This window comes from Bradyrhizobium sp. CB82 (assembly GCF_029714405.1).
GTDB lineage: Bacteria > Pseudomonadota > Alphaproteobacteria > Rhizobiales > Xanthobacteraceae > Bradyrhizobium.
The window spans coordinates 1,433,103-1,446,962 of the sequence record NZ_CP121650.1 but is presented as its reverse complement, the minus strand read 5'-3'; the positions used below and the strand labels follow the sequence as shown (position 1 = coordinate 1,446,962).

Genomic DNA, 13,860 nt, shown 5'->3' with positions numbered 1-13,860 from the left:
GTGCCTATAGTTCGGCGCAAAATCAGCATCGGGAGGTTAACGCCGTGAACGCGAAATACGCGAAACGTATTGGTTTTCTCACGAAGCGCGAAGACATGACGAAAGAGCAGTTCGTCCAGCATTGGCGAACCGCTCACGCGGACCTTTGCAAGAAGATCCCGGGGCTCAAGCGCTACGCGATCAACTTTATTGACCGCGATGTCTATCCCAATGCGGCCTACGACGGCTTTTCCGAGCTCTGGTTCGAGAGCAAGGAGGCCCATGACGCGTCCCTTTCGAGCCCCGAAGGCAAGACATTGTTGGCCGATCTTCCCAACTTCACCTCTACGATATGCGGAGTCGTCGCCTACGAGGAACGCTTCATCTGGCCGGCCGACGACGGGCTAGGCACTGAAGCGCGGTCGAACTCGGGCCGCTAATTCAGAGGGTGGCGCAATGGACGAGCGCCAACTTAAGTGCTTCCTGGTTATCTCAGAGTCGGGTTCGGTGACCGGAGCCGCCGAACGCTTGGATATTGCCCAACCGTCGTTGAGTCAGATGCTTCTCCGGCTCGAGGAGGAATTGGGCTCGAAGCTCTTTCAGCGAACGTCACGCGGGGTCGTGCTTACCGAGGCCGGACAAGTCTTCCGCGAGCACGCGCGCAACATCATTTCGGACATCGAGCGCGCTCGGGATGAGATCAAGGCGGAGGATAGCTATGTCCGATCGGAGGTCACGATTGGCTTGCCGAGCTCTTTTGCCACATTGATTGGCGCTCCCCTCATTGCTGCAGCTGCACAGGAGACACCGCGCGTGCAGTTGAGACTAATCGAGGCGATGTCAGGACATATCCGCGAGTGGCTGACCAAGGGCGACCTCGACGTTGGCGTTCTCTACGGGATTCAGGACAGCCGGCATCTGTTGCTGGAACAAATCGCTGTCGAAGAGCTTTTTCTGGTCGGTCCTCCGAACGCCTTCAAGCATTGCGACCGTCACGGTTTTGCTGAGGACGCCGTCGATCTCAGCTCAGTCGACACCTTTCCCCTCATTGTGCCGACAGGGCAACACGGCCTTCGGCGCTTCGTCGACGAGCGCGCACGCTCGTCCCAGCTGAAACTCAACATCCAACACGAGATCAATTCCCTCACCGTCATCAAGCACCTGGTTCAGAGCGGCCATGGCTATACCCTGCTCGCGCACGCGGCCATCTCCGAAGAACTAAAACGAGGCGAGTTGTCCGCTGCCCGGATCGTAAAACCCGTCTTTCGACGCGGGATATTCCTGGCCCGCAATCCGTCGCAATTCGTGACGCGCGCGTCGGTCAAAGCTTCCGAGACCCTGACAAACATCGCATGGGATCTCATTGGCCGGGGCGATTGGCTCGCCACGCGCGTCAAGCGTTCCAGGATCAGCCGTCCGGACGACAGCTTCATGAGATCGTCTCCGAGACTCGTTCAGGTGAACAAGGAATTCTCCCTAGCGCAGGCCGCGAAGTAGTCGTGAACGCGCGTCGGATAGGCGCCGAGGTACGATATCGAATCGCGACGGGCGTCACGTAGGTGGGGCCCTTCGCCGACGGACCGATAGGCTCTCGCTGTCGCCTCGATGGCTCGGGCGAGTGTCTCGCGGGAGCCATCTTGTTTGGGCCAATACTGACAATTTCGGATCGAATACCGTCCGACGCGATCAAATGGTCTGCGCCATACGATCGCGCCCCATAGGGCAACATAATGGCAGGTAGATCGTAGACGCCATTGAGACCGCTCTCCTGCCCGTGCTTTTAGATCGTGGCGGCAACAGACAGGAGTTGACATCATGTCGAAGCACTTCATTGGTGGCAAATGGGTCGGCGCATCCAATGGCGAGACGACCGATATGATCGATCCCAGCACAGGGAAGGGCTACGGCAAGATCGCGGCGGGCACCGTTGAGGATGTCAATCTGGCCGTCAAGGCGGCCCGCAGCGCCTTCGAAACCGGCGCATGGGGCAAGTTGACCGCGGCCGAACGGGGCCGCATTCTGATCGCCATTTCGCAGCGCATCCTCGAAAAGAAGGAGGAGCTTGCCGCCATCGAAGCGCGGGACACCGGAAAGCCAATGACGGTGGCGAGAAACGACATCAACGCGGTTGCACGATATTTTGAGTACTATGGTGGCGCAACGGACAAGGTCTATGGACACACGATTCCGTACCTCAACGATCATTTCGTTGCCGTCGTGCGCGAGCCGAAAGGTGTGACCGGTCACATCCTTCCTTGGAACTACCCCGCCCAGATGTTCGGCCGGACACTTGCTCCTTCGCTAGCCGTCGGCAACGCAACGGTGCTCAAACCGGCCGAGGCCGCATCCGCCTCCATTCTACGCCTTGCCGAGCTCGCGACGGAGAGCGGCCTTCCCGACGGCGCGATCAACATCGTGACAGGATTTGGAAGCAAAGCGGGCGTAGCGCTTACGACGCATCCCGGTGTGAACTTCGTCTCGTTCACGGGCTCACCCGAGGTCGGCCAGCAGATCCAGAAACTGGCTGCGGACAACTACATCAATTGCACGCTCGAACTTGGCGGCAAGTCGCCCCAGCTCGTGTTCGAGGATGCCGACTTCGAGGCGGCTACCAAAACCATCTGCGCCGCCATCATCCAGAATAGTGGCCAAACCTGCTCGGCCGGAAGCCGTGTCCTTGTTCAAAGGCGCATCTTCGACGACTTCATCGCGAGACTTAGCGAGCGATTCAAGGCCGTCCGGGTCGGTAGCCCGGAGATGGATCTCGACTGCGGTCCGATCATCACCGCCGGACAAAGGAAAACCGTCCTTGGTTTCATCGATCGCGCCACCGCCAGCGGTCTCCCCCTCCTCGCCGAAGGCCAGATTGCAGAGGGCGTCGACCCGGGTGGGTTCTTCGTCAGGCCTGCGCTGTTCGGCCCCGTGCCGACGGACCACGAGCTCGCGCAACAGGAGGTGTTCGGTCCCGTGCTGGCCGCCATTCCGTTCGACGACGAAGATGACGCCGTACGCATCGCCAACGGAACTGAATTCGGCCTTGTGGCAGCGGTCTGGACGAGGGATGGCGGCCGACAAATGCATCTTGCAAAGCGGCTGCGCTCCGGCCAGGTGTTCGTGAACTGCTACGGGGCGGGCGCGGGCATCGAGTTGCCCTTCGGAGGCACTGGCAAAAGCGGTCATGGACGGGAAAAGGGTCTTGTGGCGATGGACGACTATTCGAACCTCAAGACAGTCGTGATCAAGCACGCTTAATCGCTAACCGGGCGGCTCTGATATCCGATAGCTCGGAGCCGCAAAGAAGACGAGGAACAATCATGTCGGCGACAATGCGGGCTATACAAGCGCACCAATTCGAGATCTCGGGCCTCAAATTGACCGAAGTCCCTATTCCAGCGCCTGGAAAAGGAGAGGTGTTGGTCAGGGTGGAGGCAGCGACGTTGAACTATCGCGACTTGGCCGTACTGGGCGGTGACTATATCAAGGGCCTCCCGTTACCCTATGTCCCCGCCTCCGACGCGTGCGGCACCGTGGCGGAGATCGGACCGGGCGTCAGCCGGTTCAAGAAGGGAGATCGAATTATCCCGATCTACACCCAGGGTTGGCATGACGGCAAACCTACTCCGGAGCAACGCGCGAAGCGCACCCTTGGCGCGCCTCTGGCCGGCGTTCTTCAGGATTACATCGTCATCCCGGAAGAGGACGCGGTCACGCCTCCGTCGCACTTGACCGACGTGGAAGCAGCCACGCTTCCCATCGCTGGTCTTACAGCATGGTCAGCTTTGAACGAAGCAAACATCAAATCCGGTGACGACGTTCTCCTCCAGGGAACCGGCGGTGTTTCGCTCTTCGCACTTCAGTTTGCTAAGCTGGCGGGGGCCAGAGTTACCATTCTGTCGTCATCCGACGAAAAGCTGGCGCGGGCGAAAGCGCTTGGCGCCGACTTTGGCGTCAACTATCGCGCCAGTCCGGAATGGGATGTCGAAGTAAAACGGCTCACCGACGGACGAGGTGCAGACATCGTGGTCGAGACCATTGGATCATCGTTGGGCAAGTCGTTGAGCGCAGTTGCTTTTGGCGGAACGATCAGTGTCGTGGGGTTTGTCGCCGGCTATTCAACGGAATTGAACATCCGACAACTGATCGGCCCAATGGTGAACGTTAAAGGGATCGCGGTTGGTCCAAGGCGGGGTTTCGTCGACATGAATCGCGCGATCGAGGTGGCTGGCATCAAGCCGGTTGTCGATAAGACTTTTGATCTGTCCGAGGCTGCAGACGCCTTCAACTACATGAAAAGTGGCGCACACTTCGGAAAGATCGCCATTGCAATGTAGTTTGCCATGACATCGGTCGTCACGAAGCTCTCGCGACGCCATCTATCCAGTACGGAAACATAGTGACGGGCACGACGGCGTCAGTTGTCGTGCCCGTCTTCCTTTCCGTCCAACGCCTTTAGCAAGAGGAAGTGCGCAAGTTCAACAAAATCCTGGTCGCAAATCGAAGCGAGATCGCAATTCGCGTCATGCGCGCGGCGACCGAGTTGAGCAAGACGACGGTTGCGATCTATGCCGAAGAAGACAAGCTTTCCTTGCATCGGTTCAAGGCCGACGAGGCTTATCTGATCGGCCGGGGAATGTCGCCCGTAGGCGCCTATCTCTCGATCCCCGAGATCATCCGCGTTGCGCGATCGTCGGGTGCGGACGCGATCCACCCCGGCTATGGACTTCTCTCTGAGAGTCCCGAGCTCGTGGAGGCGTGCGAGGCTGCCGGCATCGCCTTCATCGGGCCAACGGCCGCAACGATGCGTCTTCTCGGCGACAAGGCCTCCGCTCGTCGCGTTGCGATCGAAGCCGGCGTACCCGTCGTGCCCGCAACCGGTGTCTTAGGCGACGATTTCGACGCTATCCGCAAGGAGGCTTCCGACATCGGATATCCGCTGATGCTGAAGGCGTCCTGGGGCGGCGGCGGCCGGGGAATGCGCACAATCCACAACCCGGAGGAAGTTCAGTCCAAAGTTCTCGAAGGCCGCCGCGAAGCCGAAGCCGCCTTCGGAAACGCGAGGGATACCTGGAAAAGCTTATCGAGCGGGCGCGCCATGTCGAGGTCCAGATCCTTGGCGACAGCGATGGCAACATCTTTCATCTGTATGAGCGTGACTGCAGCGTTCAGCGTCGGAACCAAAAAGTAATCGAGCGCGCCCCTGCACCCTATCTCTCGGCGGAACAACGTTCCGAAGTCTGCGAGCTTGCGAAGCGCATATGCCTGCACGTCGGTTATCGATGTGCCGGGACGGTCGAATTTCTAATGGACGTCGACTCCGGGAGATTCTACTTCATCGAGTTAATTTTCAACAGAATTTTTCCAACTGGGTCAAAACCCAATCATTGGGGATCAATAGCTTACAGCAAGAAATCCAACCATCCCTAATGAGGACGCCGACCTGGGTAGCGCTAGATGCTGCTTTCCCGCACGCGCTCCAGCTTCTGGAGACAACGCGCAGCACGAACTACCGCAGGCATTGCCTCATCCGGGAAATTCGTCTTCCAGTCGGTGACGCCGACCTCGCCGACATACATATCGCCTCTGGAGTCGAGCGCTATGCCGTGCGGCGAGGAATTTTCCGGTCTCGATGCCGGGGCCGTTCTCGCCGCCGAGGCGGGCGATGCGGTTGCCTTTGGCATCCACGATCGACAGTCGCGGCCCGAGATTGGGCACCTTGCGATTGACCGGCATTCCGGGCCCGAGTTCGCCGATGGCGAAGGTCGGCTGCTTGCCGCCGCAACAGCACAGTGCGCAGGGACGATGCAGATTGTTCCAGTGTGTCTCGTATCTGCCATTTCCGTCGAACACCTGCACGCGATGGTTCTCGCGATCGGCGACGTAAACCCAGCCGTCCGCATCGGCCGCGATGTTGTGCACGATGTTGAACTGGCCGGGATCGGTGCCCGGCTCGCCCCAGCTCCTGATAAGCTTGCCCTCGGGGGTAAACTTGTGGACGCGCGCATTGCCGTAGCCGTCCGAGACGTAGATGTCGCCCTTCGGCGACAGCGCGGTGTGCGTGCAGCGATGGAAGGGCTCACCGCTCATAAAGGCTGCGGGCTTTTGCGGCACACCGATGGTCAGCAGCACATTGCCGTCAGTGGTGCATTTGCGCACGGTGTGATCGCCGTCATCGGTGCAATAGAGATTGTCGTCGGCGTCGATGTGCAGCCCGTGCGCGCGGCTGAACAGCCCCTCGCCCCAGCTGCGCAGGAAATTCCCTTCGCGGTCGAACACCACCATCGGGTGTTCGCCGCGGTTGAAGACGTAGATGCGGTCGCGGCTGTCGACCGCGACGGAGGCGACATCGGTGAGTTGCCACCCGTCCGGCAGCTTCGCCCAATTGTCGACGACGCGATAGCGATGCTCGCCCGATCCGAGAATGGCTGTCATAGGATCTCCTTTCGTCCGTCACGCCAAAGCGACGGATCCGCATTGATCGCAAAATGTCACGCTTTTCGGAATCCAGGAGCCACGTGCAGAGACTATGGGGCAGGTTGCCCCACCGCCCGGTCAGGAAAAGGTGCAACCCTTGGATTCGAGCACCTTGCCGATGCCGGAGAGTTCGAGAATGTCGCCACCGGCCTTGAGTGCTTTCATCACGCTGGCCTCCTTGTCCTCGCGCGCGGCGGATTTGGCGCAAACGTCAGCGATGTTCTCCTTGGGAACGATGACCACACCATCATCATCGGCGCTGATGATATCGCCGGGACGTACGGCGATGCCGCCGATGACGATCGGTTGATTGATGGTGCCGAGGGTTTCCTTGACGGTCCCTTTCATGCACAGTCCGAGGGAGAACACCTGGTAGCCGGTGTTGCGGATCGCCGGGCCGTCGCGCACGCCGGCATCAGTGACGAGGCCCGCAAGGCCCTTGGCGACGCAGGCCGTCGCAAGCACCTCGCCGAAACCGCCCTGCTCCGGATGGTCACCTGCGCTCACGATCAGGATGTCGCCCGGCTTGGCCAGCGAGATCGCGGTAATGAGCATCATGTTGTCGCCGGGATGGCAGCTCACGGTGAACGCCGGTCCGCAGGCCCGCATGCCCGGATAGATTGGCTTGATCCGCGACGTCAACGCGCCCGTTCGCCCCTGCGCCTCATGCAGGGTGGATGGAGGATATTGCTTGATCCGCTCCACGAGGTCGGTGGCCGGCCGATCGAACGTTCTGATGACGTGAACCATGGTCCCTCCCAACAGTCCGCAAAAAGGGAGTCCGCAAACGGGTCCGCAATCTGCGCTATTCCCCATTAGTCCACCGCCCGACCTTCGAGAATTTCAGATTTTAGGATTGCCGCATCGCATTTCGTTATAGCTCCTCGTCCGAGCCATTCGAAGACGCGGTCGAGATCGCTGTGGCGGAGTTCGGATCCGCCGCGAAATCGAAAGGCCCCCAGTCCTTTGCGATGATCTCCAGCAATATCTTGTAGACGGCGAATGCCGCGTCGGACAAGGCGACATTGTCCGAGATGCACAGCGACATCTGTTGCGAGGCTGACGGCGCGTTGATCCGCCGAATGCAGAGTTTATCCAGGTTCGGCAATTCCTTTGCGATGGACATGGGCAGCACGGCTGCCCCCATTCCGGCCGCGATCGCCGAAGACAGAGTCGATTGCGAATGGATCTCGGCGACGATGCGCGGGCGAAGTCCAGCCTCGGCGCAGACCCGCTCGACCGTCTGCCGCAGGAAGGACTCCCGATAGGGAAGAAGCAGGTCAAATTGCGCAACCTCTTCGGCCGAAACCTCCTTCGATGGCTCCTGGTTCGCATACAGGCTACGCGGTGCGACAAGATAGAAATACTCGCGCATCAGCGGCTTGTAATCGAGGCCGGTCACCGGACGATCGCCATAGAGGACGGCGATGTCCATACTGCCCTTCAGCATCATTTCGCTGAGCATGACCCCGGAGCTATCGTAGATGTGCAGCACGATTCCGGGATAGCGTTCCCGGACCTGCGTCAGCAGCGGGGTCGCAAGCAAGGCCGCCGAGCTGAGTGGCGCAAGACCAATCGTCACGTTGCCCGTCAGCCCCGACCGGTTCTCCAGTATCGTGCGCCGCGCCTCCTCGATCTGACGCTGGATCGATTTCGCATAGCGGTAGAGAATCCGGCCCGCCTCGGTCGGCATGACGCCCCTTGCGCTGCGGTCCAGCAGCTTGCGCTTGAAGTCGACCTCCAGGCTCGCGATCTGCTGACTCAGCGCCGGCTGAGCAATATTGAGCATTTTCGCCGCGCGCGACATGCTTCCGAGATCGACGACTTTGACGAACGCCTCTAAGCGACGAGTATCCAATACGAGGTTCCCAGCAACGAGGTTACGACCGCAGCGATACGCTGGAGCTATAGGACTAGAACGAAATGTTCTTACCACCAGGAACCTGCCGGGCCTATAGGTAAGGCTCCACGAGGGAGCCACAGCCCATGGGATTTTCGGACTATCGAACGGCATTGGTGACAGGCGCCTCTTCAGGCATCGGCGAGGCGACGGTTCGCCGCCTGAAGGCTGAAGGGCTCGATGTCTATGCGGTGGCGCGCGATGCCGAGCGGCTCAAGACCCTGTCTGCGGCGACCGGCTGCCGCCCCTGCGCCCTCGATATCAGCAACCTCGACGCTCTGACTGCGCTGGCGCACACGGCTGAATTCGACGTTCTCATCAACAATGCCGGCCAGTCCCGGCGGGGAAATATCCTGGACACCACGCCTGAGGACGTCGATGCCCTGATCGACGTCAATTTGCGCGCCGTGCTGCATCTCACACGCCTGGTCGTGCCCGGCATGGCCAAGCGCGACCGTGGCCACATCGTCAATATTTCGTCGATTGCCGGCCATTATGCCTTCGCCGGCGGCAACACCGTCTACCACGCGACGAAGGCCGGCATCCATTCGCTCTCTCAGCAGTTGCGCGTCGACCTCTATGGCACGCGCGTCCGAGTAACCGAGATTTCGCCGGCGCGCGTCGAGACCGAGGTTTTCGGACGGCTCTTGGGCGACCTTGCCGAAGCCAAGCGCCGTTTCTTCGACGACTATGATGCGCTGCAACCGGACGACATCGCCAATTCGATCGCCTTTGCGGTCGGCTCGCCGGCGCGCATGAATGTCGCGTTCATGGAGGTGCTGCCGACCCAACAAGTCGTCGGCGGTCTCAACTTTGCGCAAAGACAGCGCCAGACCGCGACCTGACAGCCGAGGGGCCCTACGCCGGGAACGATCGCCGTGGATCTCGCTAGAATCGAACAACTCGTCGACCTCGTCTCGCGATCGCACATCGCGGAGCTGGAGTTCACGGAGGACGGGACCCGCGTTCGAATTGTGAAGAACTCCACGCCCCGGGCGGAGGCCGCCGGACCACCTTCGGTCATGCAGGATTTCCGCGAAGTTCGTGTCAACGGCCACGAGATCGGCCCGCCAGCGGTAGCTAACTCAGACGAAATCGTCGTGCCTGCACCAATGCACGGTGTGTTCTATCGGGCAGCGGCACCGGGCGAACCGCCACTCGTTGAGGTCGGCTCCACTATCGAGGTAGGTCAGAAGATATGCATCGTCGAGGCGATGAAGACGTTCATTGACATCTCCGCTGAGACATCGGGCGTCGTCCTTGCCGTTCTCGCCGAGGATGGGCACGAGATCGAAGCGGGACAGCCGCTGTTTCGGATCCGACTCGCAGGCCCCTCCTGATGTTCGACAAGGTTTTGATTGCCAATCGCGGCGAGATCGCGCTTCGCATCCAGCGCGCCTGCCGGACGATGAGCCTCAAGACCGTCGTCATCCATTCGGAAGCGGACCGAGATGCGCGATACGTCGCGCTCGCGGATCAAGCGCTCTGCATCGGACCAGCCGCGGCCAGCAGCACCTATCTCAATCCGGCGGCGATCTTGCTCGCAGCGGAGGTCAGCGGCGCGCAGGCCATTCACCCGGGTTACGGATTCTTGTCGGAAAGCGCGGAATTCGCTGCCGGGGTCGCGCAGGCCGGCCTCACCTTCATCGGCCCGCCGGCGGATTGCATCTGCACCATGGGCGACAAGGTCGCCGCCAAGCGTGCGATGCGGGCGGCGGGTGTGCCTTGCGTGCCCGGCCCGGACAGCGCGTTGCCTGAGGATGCCTCTGATGTCCGCGCCATCGCGCGGGAGATCGGATATCCTGTGATCATCAAGGCCGCTGGCGGGGGCGGCGGCCGGGGCATGCGCATCGTGCGCACTGAGAAAGAACTCGATGACGCGCTAGCGATGACACGCGCTGAAGCGAGCAAGGCCTTCAAGAATGCCGCGGTCTACATCGAAAAATTTCTCGAAAGGCCGCGCCACATCGAGATTCAGGTCCTGTGCGATCAGCACGATAATCATCTCTGGCTCGGCGATCGCGATTGCTCGCTCCAGCGCAGGAACCAAAAGGTTGTCGAGGAGGCGCCGGCGCCCGGCATCGACCGCGCCTTGGTCGAGCGCGTCGGCGCAAGCTGTATCGAGGCCTGTCGCCGCATCGGCTATCGCGGCGCGGGCACGTTCGAGTTCCTCTATGAGGACGGACAGTTCTTCTTCATCGAAATGAACACGCGCGTGCAGGTGGAGCATCCGGTCACGGAGATGACGACCGGGATCGACATCGTCAAGGAGCAGATCCGTGTCGCGCGCGGCGAACCGTTGCGGATCTCCCAAGGAGACATCACGCGGACAGGCTACGCGGTTGAATTTCGCATCAATGCCGAGGATCCAGCCACTTTCGCGCCTTCGCCCGGCACGGTGACGCGCTGGGATGTGCCCGGCGGCATCGGCATCCGCGTCGATACGCACATCGTCGCTGGCGCCAATGTGCCACGCCACTATGACTCACTGATCGGCAAGCTCATCGCCCATGGCGCCACGCGCGATGAAGCGCTGGCGCGTGCGCGCGTGGCATTGTCCGAGCTGCGCGTAGAGGGCATTCGGACCAACGTGCCGCTGCATCAGGCCATCCTGTCGGACCCGACATTCTGCCGAGGTGGTTACGACATTCATCATCTCGAGCATTGGATGGCTGAGCGGAGGGCCGCGGAATGACGGATCCGGAGCGGCCGCGGATCAGCCTGCTCGGCACCACCGCGCTTCTGTTCGAAGCGCCCGGGACATTCGACCTGCCGCATCAGCAGCGCATCTGGGCGCTTGCCGCAATTGCATCGAAATGGCCAGGAATCCGCGAAGCGATCCCCGGCATCACCAATCTCATGCTGACTTTTGAAACTCCTCCCCGCGAGATCGACTCCCTGATCGCCGCGCTCAACGACGGATGGGACGAGGCGCAGGAGCTGGCGATCGAAGGCCGGGAGATCAGGCTGCCGGTTACCTATGGCGGCGAGATCGGACTGTGCCTCAAGGACGTTGCCGATTACACCGGCCTGTCCATCGACGATGTGGTGTCGATCCACGCCGCGCCGCTCTACACCGTGTTCGCGCTCGGCAGTCATCCCGGCTATTGCTATCTCGGCGGCATGGACCCCCGCATCACCATGCCGCGGCGGCAGACGCCGCTGCAACGGTCCGCGGGCGGCTCGGTCTCGATCGGCGGATCGCAGACCGGCGTATCGGCTTCGCCAGGGCCCAGTGGCTGGCATGCCATCGGACATACGAACTGGACGTTCTTCGATCCGTCGTGGCCGACTGCGGCCGCGCTGGCACCCGGCGACACCATCCGCTTCGAGATCGAACGGGTGATCCGTTGATCGAGATCCTGTCAGCGATCGGCCCCGCCAGCGTGCAGGACCTCGGCCGCCTCGACCAATATCGGTTTGGCGTCGGCACGTCGGGCGCCATGGACGATGTCGCGTTGCGCGCCGGTAACATCCTGCTTGGCAATGAGGAGAACGCCGCCTGCGTCGAGATCCCCATGACGCCTTTCAAGCTCCGCTTTCATGGGGATGTCGCCTTCGCACTCACCGGCGCGGACGTCGAGGCCGAGATCGGCGGGCGAACGATACCGCCGTGGTGGCGCTTGCAGGCGGGCGGCGGAGACATTCTCACGCTCAAGGCAATGTCGCGCGGCGCAAGATGCTACCTGACCGTCAGCGGCGGCATCGACGTTCCCATGGTGCTGGGATCGCGAAGCACCCAGTTCCGCGGCGAATTCGGAGGTTTTCACGGGCGCCCTCTGCAAGCCGGCGACATGCTGCCTTGCACAGCGCCCAGCCTGACGAAGCGCATCGGAGAGCTTGGGGTCGAGCCAGCCGACCTCGCGCTTGCCCGGAACGCGTCGGAAGGTGACATCGTGGTCAGAGTGGTGGTCGCCGCCGAATACGATGGATTCGACAGCGCTACGCAGGACCTGTTCTGGCGCAGCAGCTGGAAGATCACGCCGCAGAGCAACCGCTACGGCTATCGCCTGCAAGGTCCCGCCGTGAAGCCGGTCGCCCCGATCGAGAAGCGCTCGCACGGAATCGTGCCGGGCGTCATCCAGATTCCGCCAAACGGGCAGCCGATCATCCAGATGCGGGACGCGCAAACATCAGGCGGCTATCCCAAGATCGCGACCGTGATCAGGGCCGATCTCTGGCGCGTCGGACAGGCGCGGCTTGGTGCCAAGCTGCGGTTCGAGCAGACCGCCTACGCGGATGCCGTTGCGGCCGAGTCTGATATTTCGACCTACCTCGATCGTCTCAGGACCAACGTTCGACTTTCCGCGGAGCTTGGCCGATGCAGCTAGATGCAACCCATATCGAACGCCTGGCAAGGCTGCTGGAAACTTCGGGCCTCGCATCGATCGAGATCGAGAACGAGACGCAGTCGTTGAAGCTCGTCGTGGAGAGCGGCGCATCGTCGCAAGTCGCCGCAGCGGTCTCCAGCCCCGATGCAGATAATCACGTCCTCGCAATGGCTGACGTCGCGGGACATTTCCTTGCGGCACATCCCTGGCGAGCCGCACCGTTTGTCGAGCCCGGCCAACGGGTTGAGGCCGGCGCAATCGTCGGCCTCATCAAGGTCGGTCTGATCCATGCGCCGGTTCTGTCGCCGTCGCCCGGTATCCTCGATGCCGTCCTCGCGAAGACAGGCGCGCTGATCGGCTATGGGACGCCAATCGCGCGGATTCGTCCCGACAATCTCCGCGCCTAGTTGACCAGCGCACTGGCCGGCGCGATCTCGCCACCCCCATGCTCGATCACGCGCCGCACCGTGCCCGCAAGGCTCACCGATCCGGGCGTATCGCTGTGAATGAGAATCGAGCGCGCCTCGACCTTGATCGTCTTGCCTTCGATCGTCCTGACCGTGCCGCTATCGAGGAACCTCTGCACCCGCTCGGCCACAACCTGCGGCGAGGTGATGACAGAATTGGGGAGCTTGCGGGAGACGAGATGAGCGTTCTCGTCATAGGCGCGATCCGCCAGGAAGAGCGTCAGCACGCGCAGGCCGACCTTGCGTGCGGCACGAACGATCTCGGCGTCGGGCTGCGAGAACACGATGAAATCGCGATCGATGTTCGCGATCGCGCGGGCGACGACGTCGGCCATGTCAGGATCGGCATTCACCATGTTGCCCATCGCGGCGTGGAAGCTGACATGAGTCACGCGGTGGCCGGCATTGGCTGCGATCGCCTGGAGCGCGCCGATCTGGTAGACCATGTGCTTCTCCAGCTCGGCGGCATCCATCTGGATCACGCGACGACCGAATCCGAGCAGATCCGGCAGGCCCGGATGGGCGCCGACCTCGACGCCCTTCACCTTGGCCATCCGAACCATGCGATCCATAATAATGGGATCGCCGGCGTGGAAGCCGCACGCAACATTGGCCGAGGAGATGATGGACATGAGCGCTTCGTCGTCACAGATGCGATAGTTGCCAAAGCCCTCGCCCATGTCCGAATTGATGCCGACTTTCATGATTGCAC

The 13,860-nt window shown here is 61.5% G+C and carries 13 protein-coding genes and 2 pseudogenes; 11 read left to right on the top strand and 4 right to left on the bottom strand.

The features are described 5' to 3' along the window. Positions 1–44: 44 nt before the first annotated feature. From QA640_RS06910 to QA640_RS06890, 5 genes and pseudogenes are all read left to right on the top strand, one after another. The gene (locus QA640_RS06910; RefSeq protein ID WP_283039979.1) at positions 45–419 is read left to right on the top strand and encodes an EthD family reductase; all 375 of its coding nucleotides are present in this window, start codon (positions 45–47) and stop codon (positions 417–419) included. A 16-nt stretch (positions 420–435) separates the two neighbouring features. Further along, positions 436–1,476: a LysR family transcriptional regulator gene (locus QA640_RS06905; RefSeq protein ID WP_283039978.1), complete on the top strand. Its 1,041-nt coding sequence runs from the start codon at positions 436–438 to the stop codon at positions 1,474–1,476. A 318-nt stretch (positions 1,477–1,794) separates the two neighbouring features. Beyond that, positions 1,795–3,231, top strand: a complete 1,437-nt coding sequence (locus QA640_RS06900) for an aldehyde dehydrogenase family protein (protein WP_283039977.1) — start codon at positions 1,795–1,797, stop codon at positions 3,229–3,231. A 62-nt stretch (positions 3,232–3,293) separates the two neighbouring features. Then, the gene (locus tag QA640_RS06895; protein WP_283039976.1) at positions 3,294–4,310 is read left to right on the top strand and encodes an NAD(P)-dependent alcohol dehydrogenase; all 1,017 of its coding nucleotides are present in this window, start codon (positions 3,294–3,296) and stop codon (positions 4,308–4,310) included. 188 nt (positions 4,311–4,498) lie between these two features. After that, a pseudogene (locus tag QA640_RS06890) lies at positions 4,499–5,316 on the top strand (biotin carboxylase N-terminal domain-containing protein); the annotation flags it as partial. 110 nt (positions 5,317–5,426) lie between these two features. Here QA640_RS06890 and QA640_RS06885 read toward each other — a convergent pair. From QA640_RS06885 to nac, 3 genes and pseudogenes are all read right to left on the bottom strand, one after another. Next, positions 5,427–6,408: pseudogene (locus QA640_RS06885) on the bottom strand (peptidyl-alpha-hydroxyglycine alpha-amidating lyase family protein). A gap of 120 nt (positions 6,409–6,528) precedes the next feature. Continuing rightward, positions 6,529–7,200: a 4-carboxy-4-hydroxy-2-oxoadipate aldolase/oxaloacetate decarboxylase gene (locus tag QA640_RS06880; protein WP_283039975.1), complete on the bottom strand. Its 672-nt coding sequence runs from the start codon at positions 7,198–7,200 to the stop codon at positions 6,529–6,531. A gap of 124 nt (positions 7,201–7,324) precedes the next feature. Further along, the gene (gene nac, locus QA640_RS06875) at positions 7,325–8,308 is read right to left on the bottom strand and encodes a nitrogen assimilation transcriptional regulator NAC (RefSeq protein ID WP_283039974.1); all 984 of its coding nucleotides are present in this window, start codon (positions 8,306–8,308) and stop codon (positions 7,325–7,327) included. Between the two features lie 128 nt (positions 8,309–8,436). Between nac and QA640_RS06870 the strand changes: the two genes are divergently transcribed. From QA640_RS06870 to QA640_RS06845, 6 genes are read left to right on the top strand one after another with little or no spacing between them, the layout of a single operon-like run. Beyond that, positions 8,437–9,195, top strand: a complete 759-nt coding sequence (locus QA640_RS06870; RefSeq protein ID WP_283039973.1) for an SDR family oxidoreductase — start codon at positions 8,437–8,439, stop codon at positions 9,193–9,195. 33 nt (positions 9,196–9,228) lie between these two features. Beyond that, positions 9,229–9,690 (top strand): biotin/lipoyl-containing protein, encoded by a 462-nt coding sequence (locus tag QA640_RS06865; RefSeq protein ID WP_283039972.1) that lies wholly within the window; start codon positions 9,229–9,231, stop codon positions 9,688–9,690. Then, positions 9,690–11,045 carry an acetyl-CoA carboxylase biotin carboxylase subunit gene (gene accC, locus QA640_RS06860; protein ID WP_283039971.1) on the top strand — a complete coding sequence of 452 codons (1,356 nt, stop codon included), beginning with the start codon at positions 9,690–9,692 and terminating at the stop codon, positions 11,043–11,045. The genes QA640_RS06865 and accC overlap by 1 nt, the downstream gene beginning before the upstream one ends. Then, entirely contained in the window at positions 11,042–11,704 is a 663-nt protein-coding gene (gene pxpB, locus QA640_RS06855; RefSeq protein ID WP_283039970.1) for a 5-oxoprolinase subunit PxpB, read from the top strand. Before accC ends, pxpB begins: the two co-directional genes overlap by 4 nt. After that, positions 11,701–12,681, top strand: coding sequence for a biotin-dependent carboxyltransferase family protein (locus QA640_RS06850; protein WP_283039969.1), 981 nt, complete (start codon positions 11,701–11,703; stop codon positions 12,679–12,681). Before pxpB ends, QA640_RS06850 begins: the two co-directional genes overlap by 4 nt. Further along, positions 12,672–13,088: a biotin/lipoyl-containing protein gene (locus QA640_RS06845; RefSeq protein WP_283039968.1), complete on the top strand. Its 417-nt coding sequence runs from the start codon at positions 12,672–12,674 to the stop codon at positions 13,086–13,088. The genes QA640_RS06850 and QA640_RS06845 overlap by 10 nt, the downstream gene beginning before the upstream one ends. Here QA640_RS06845 and QA640_RS06840 read toward each other — a convergent pair. After that, a complete protein-coding gene (locus tag QA640_RS06840) occupies positions 13,085–13,852 on the bottom strand; it encodes a 5-oxoprolinase subunit PxpA (RefSeq protein ID WP_283039967.1) in 768 nt (255 codons plus the stop codon). The genes QA640_RS06845 and QA640_RS06840 overlap by 4 nt on opposite strands. Positions 13,853–13,860: the final 8 nt, after the last annotated feature.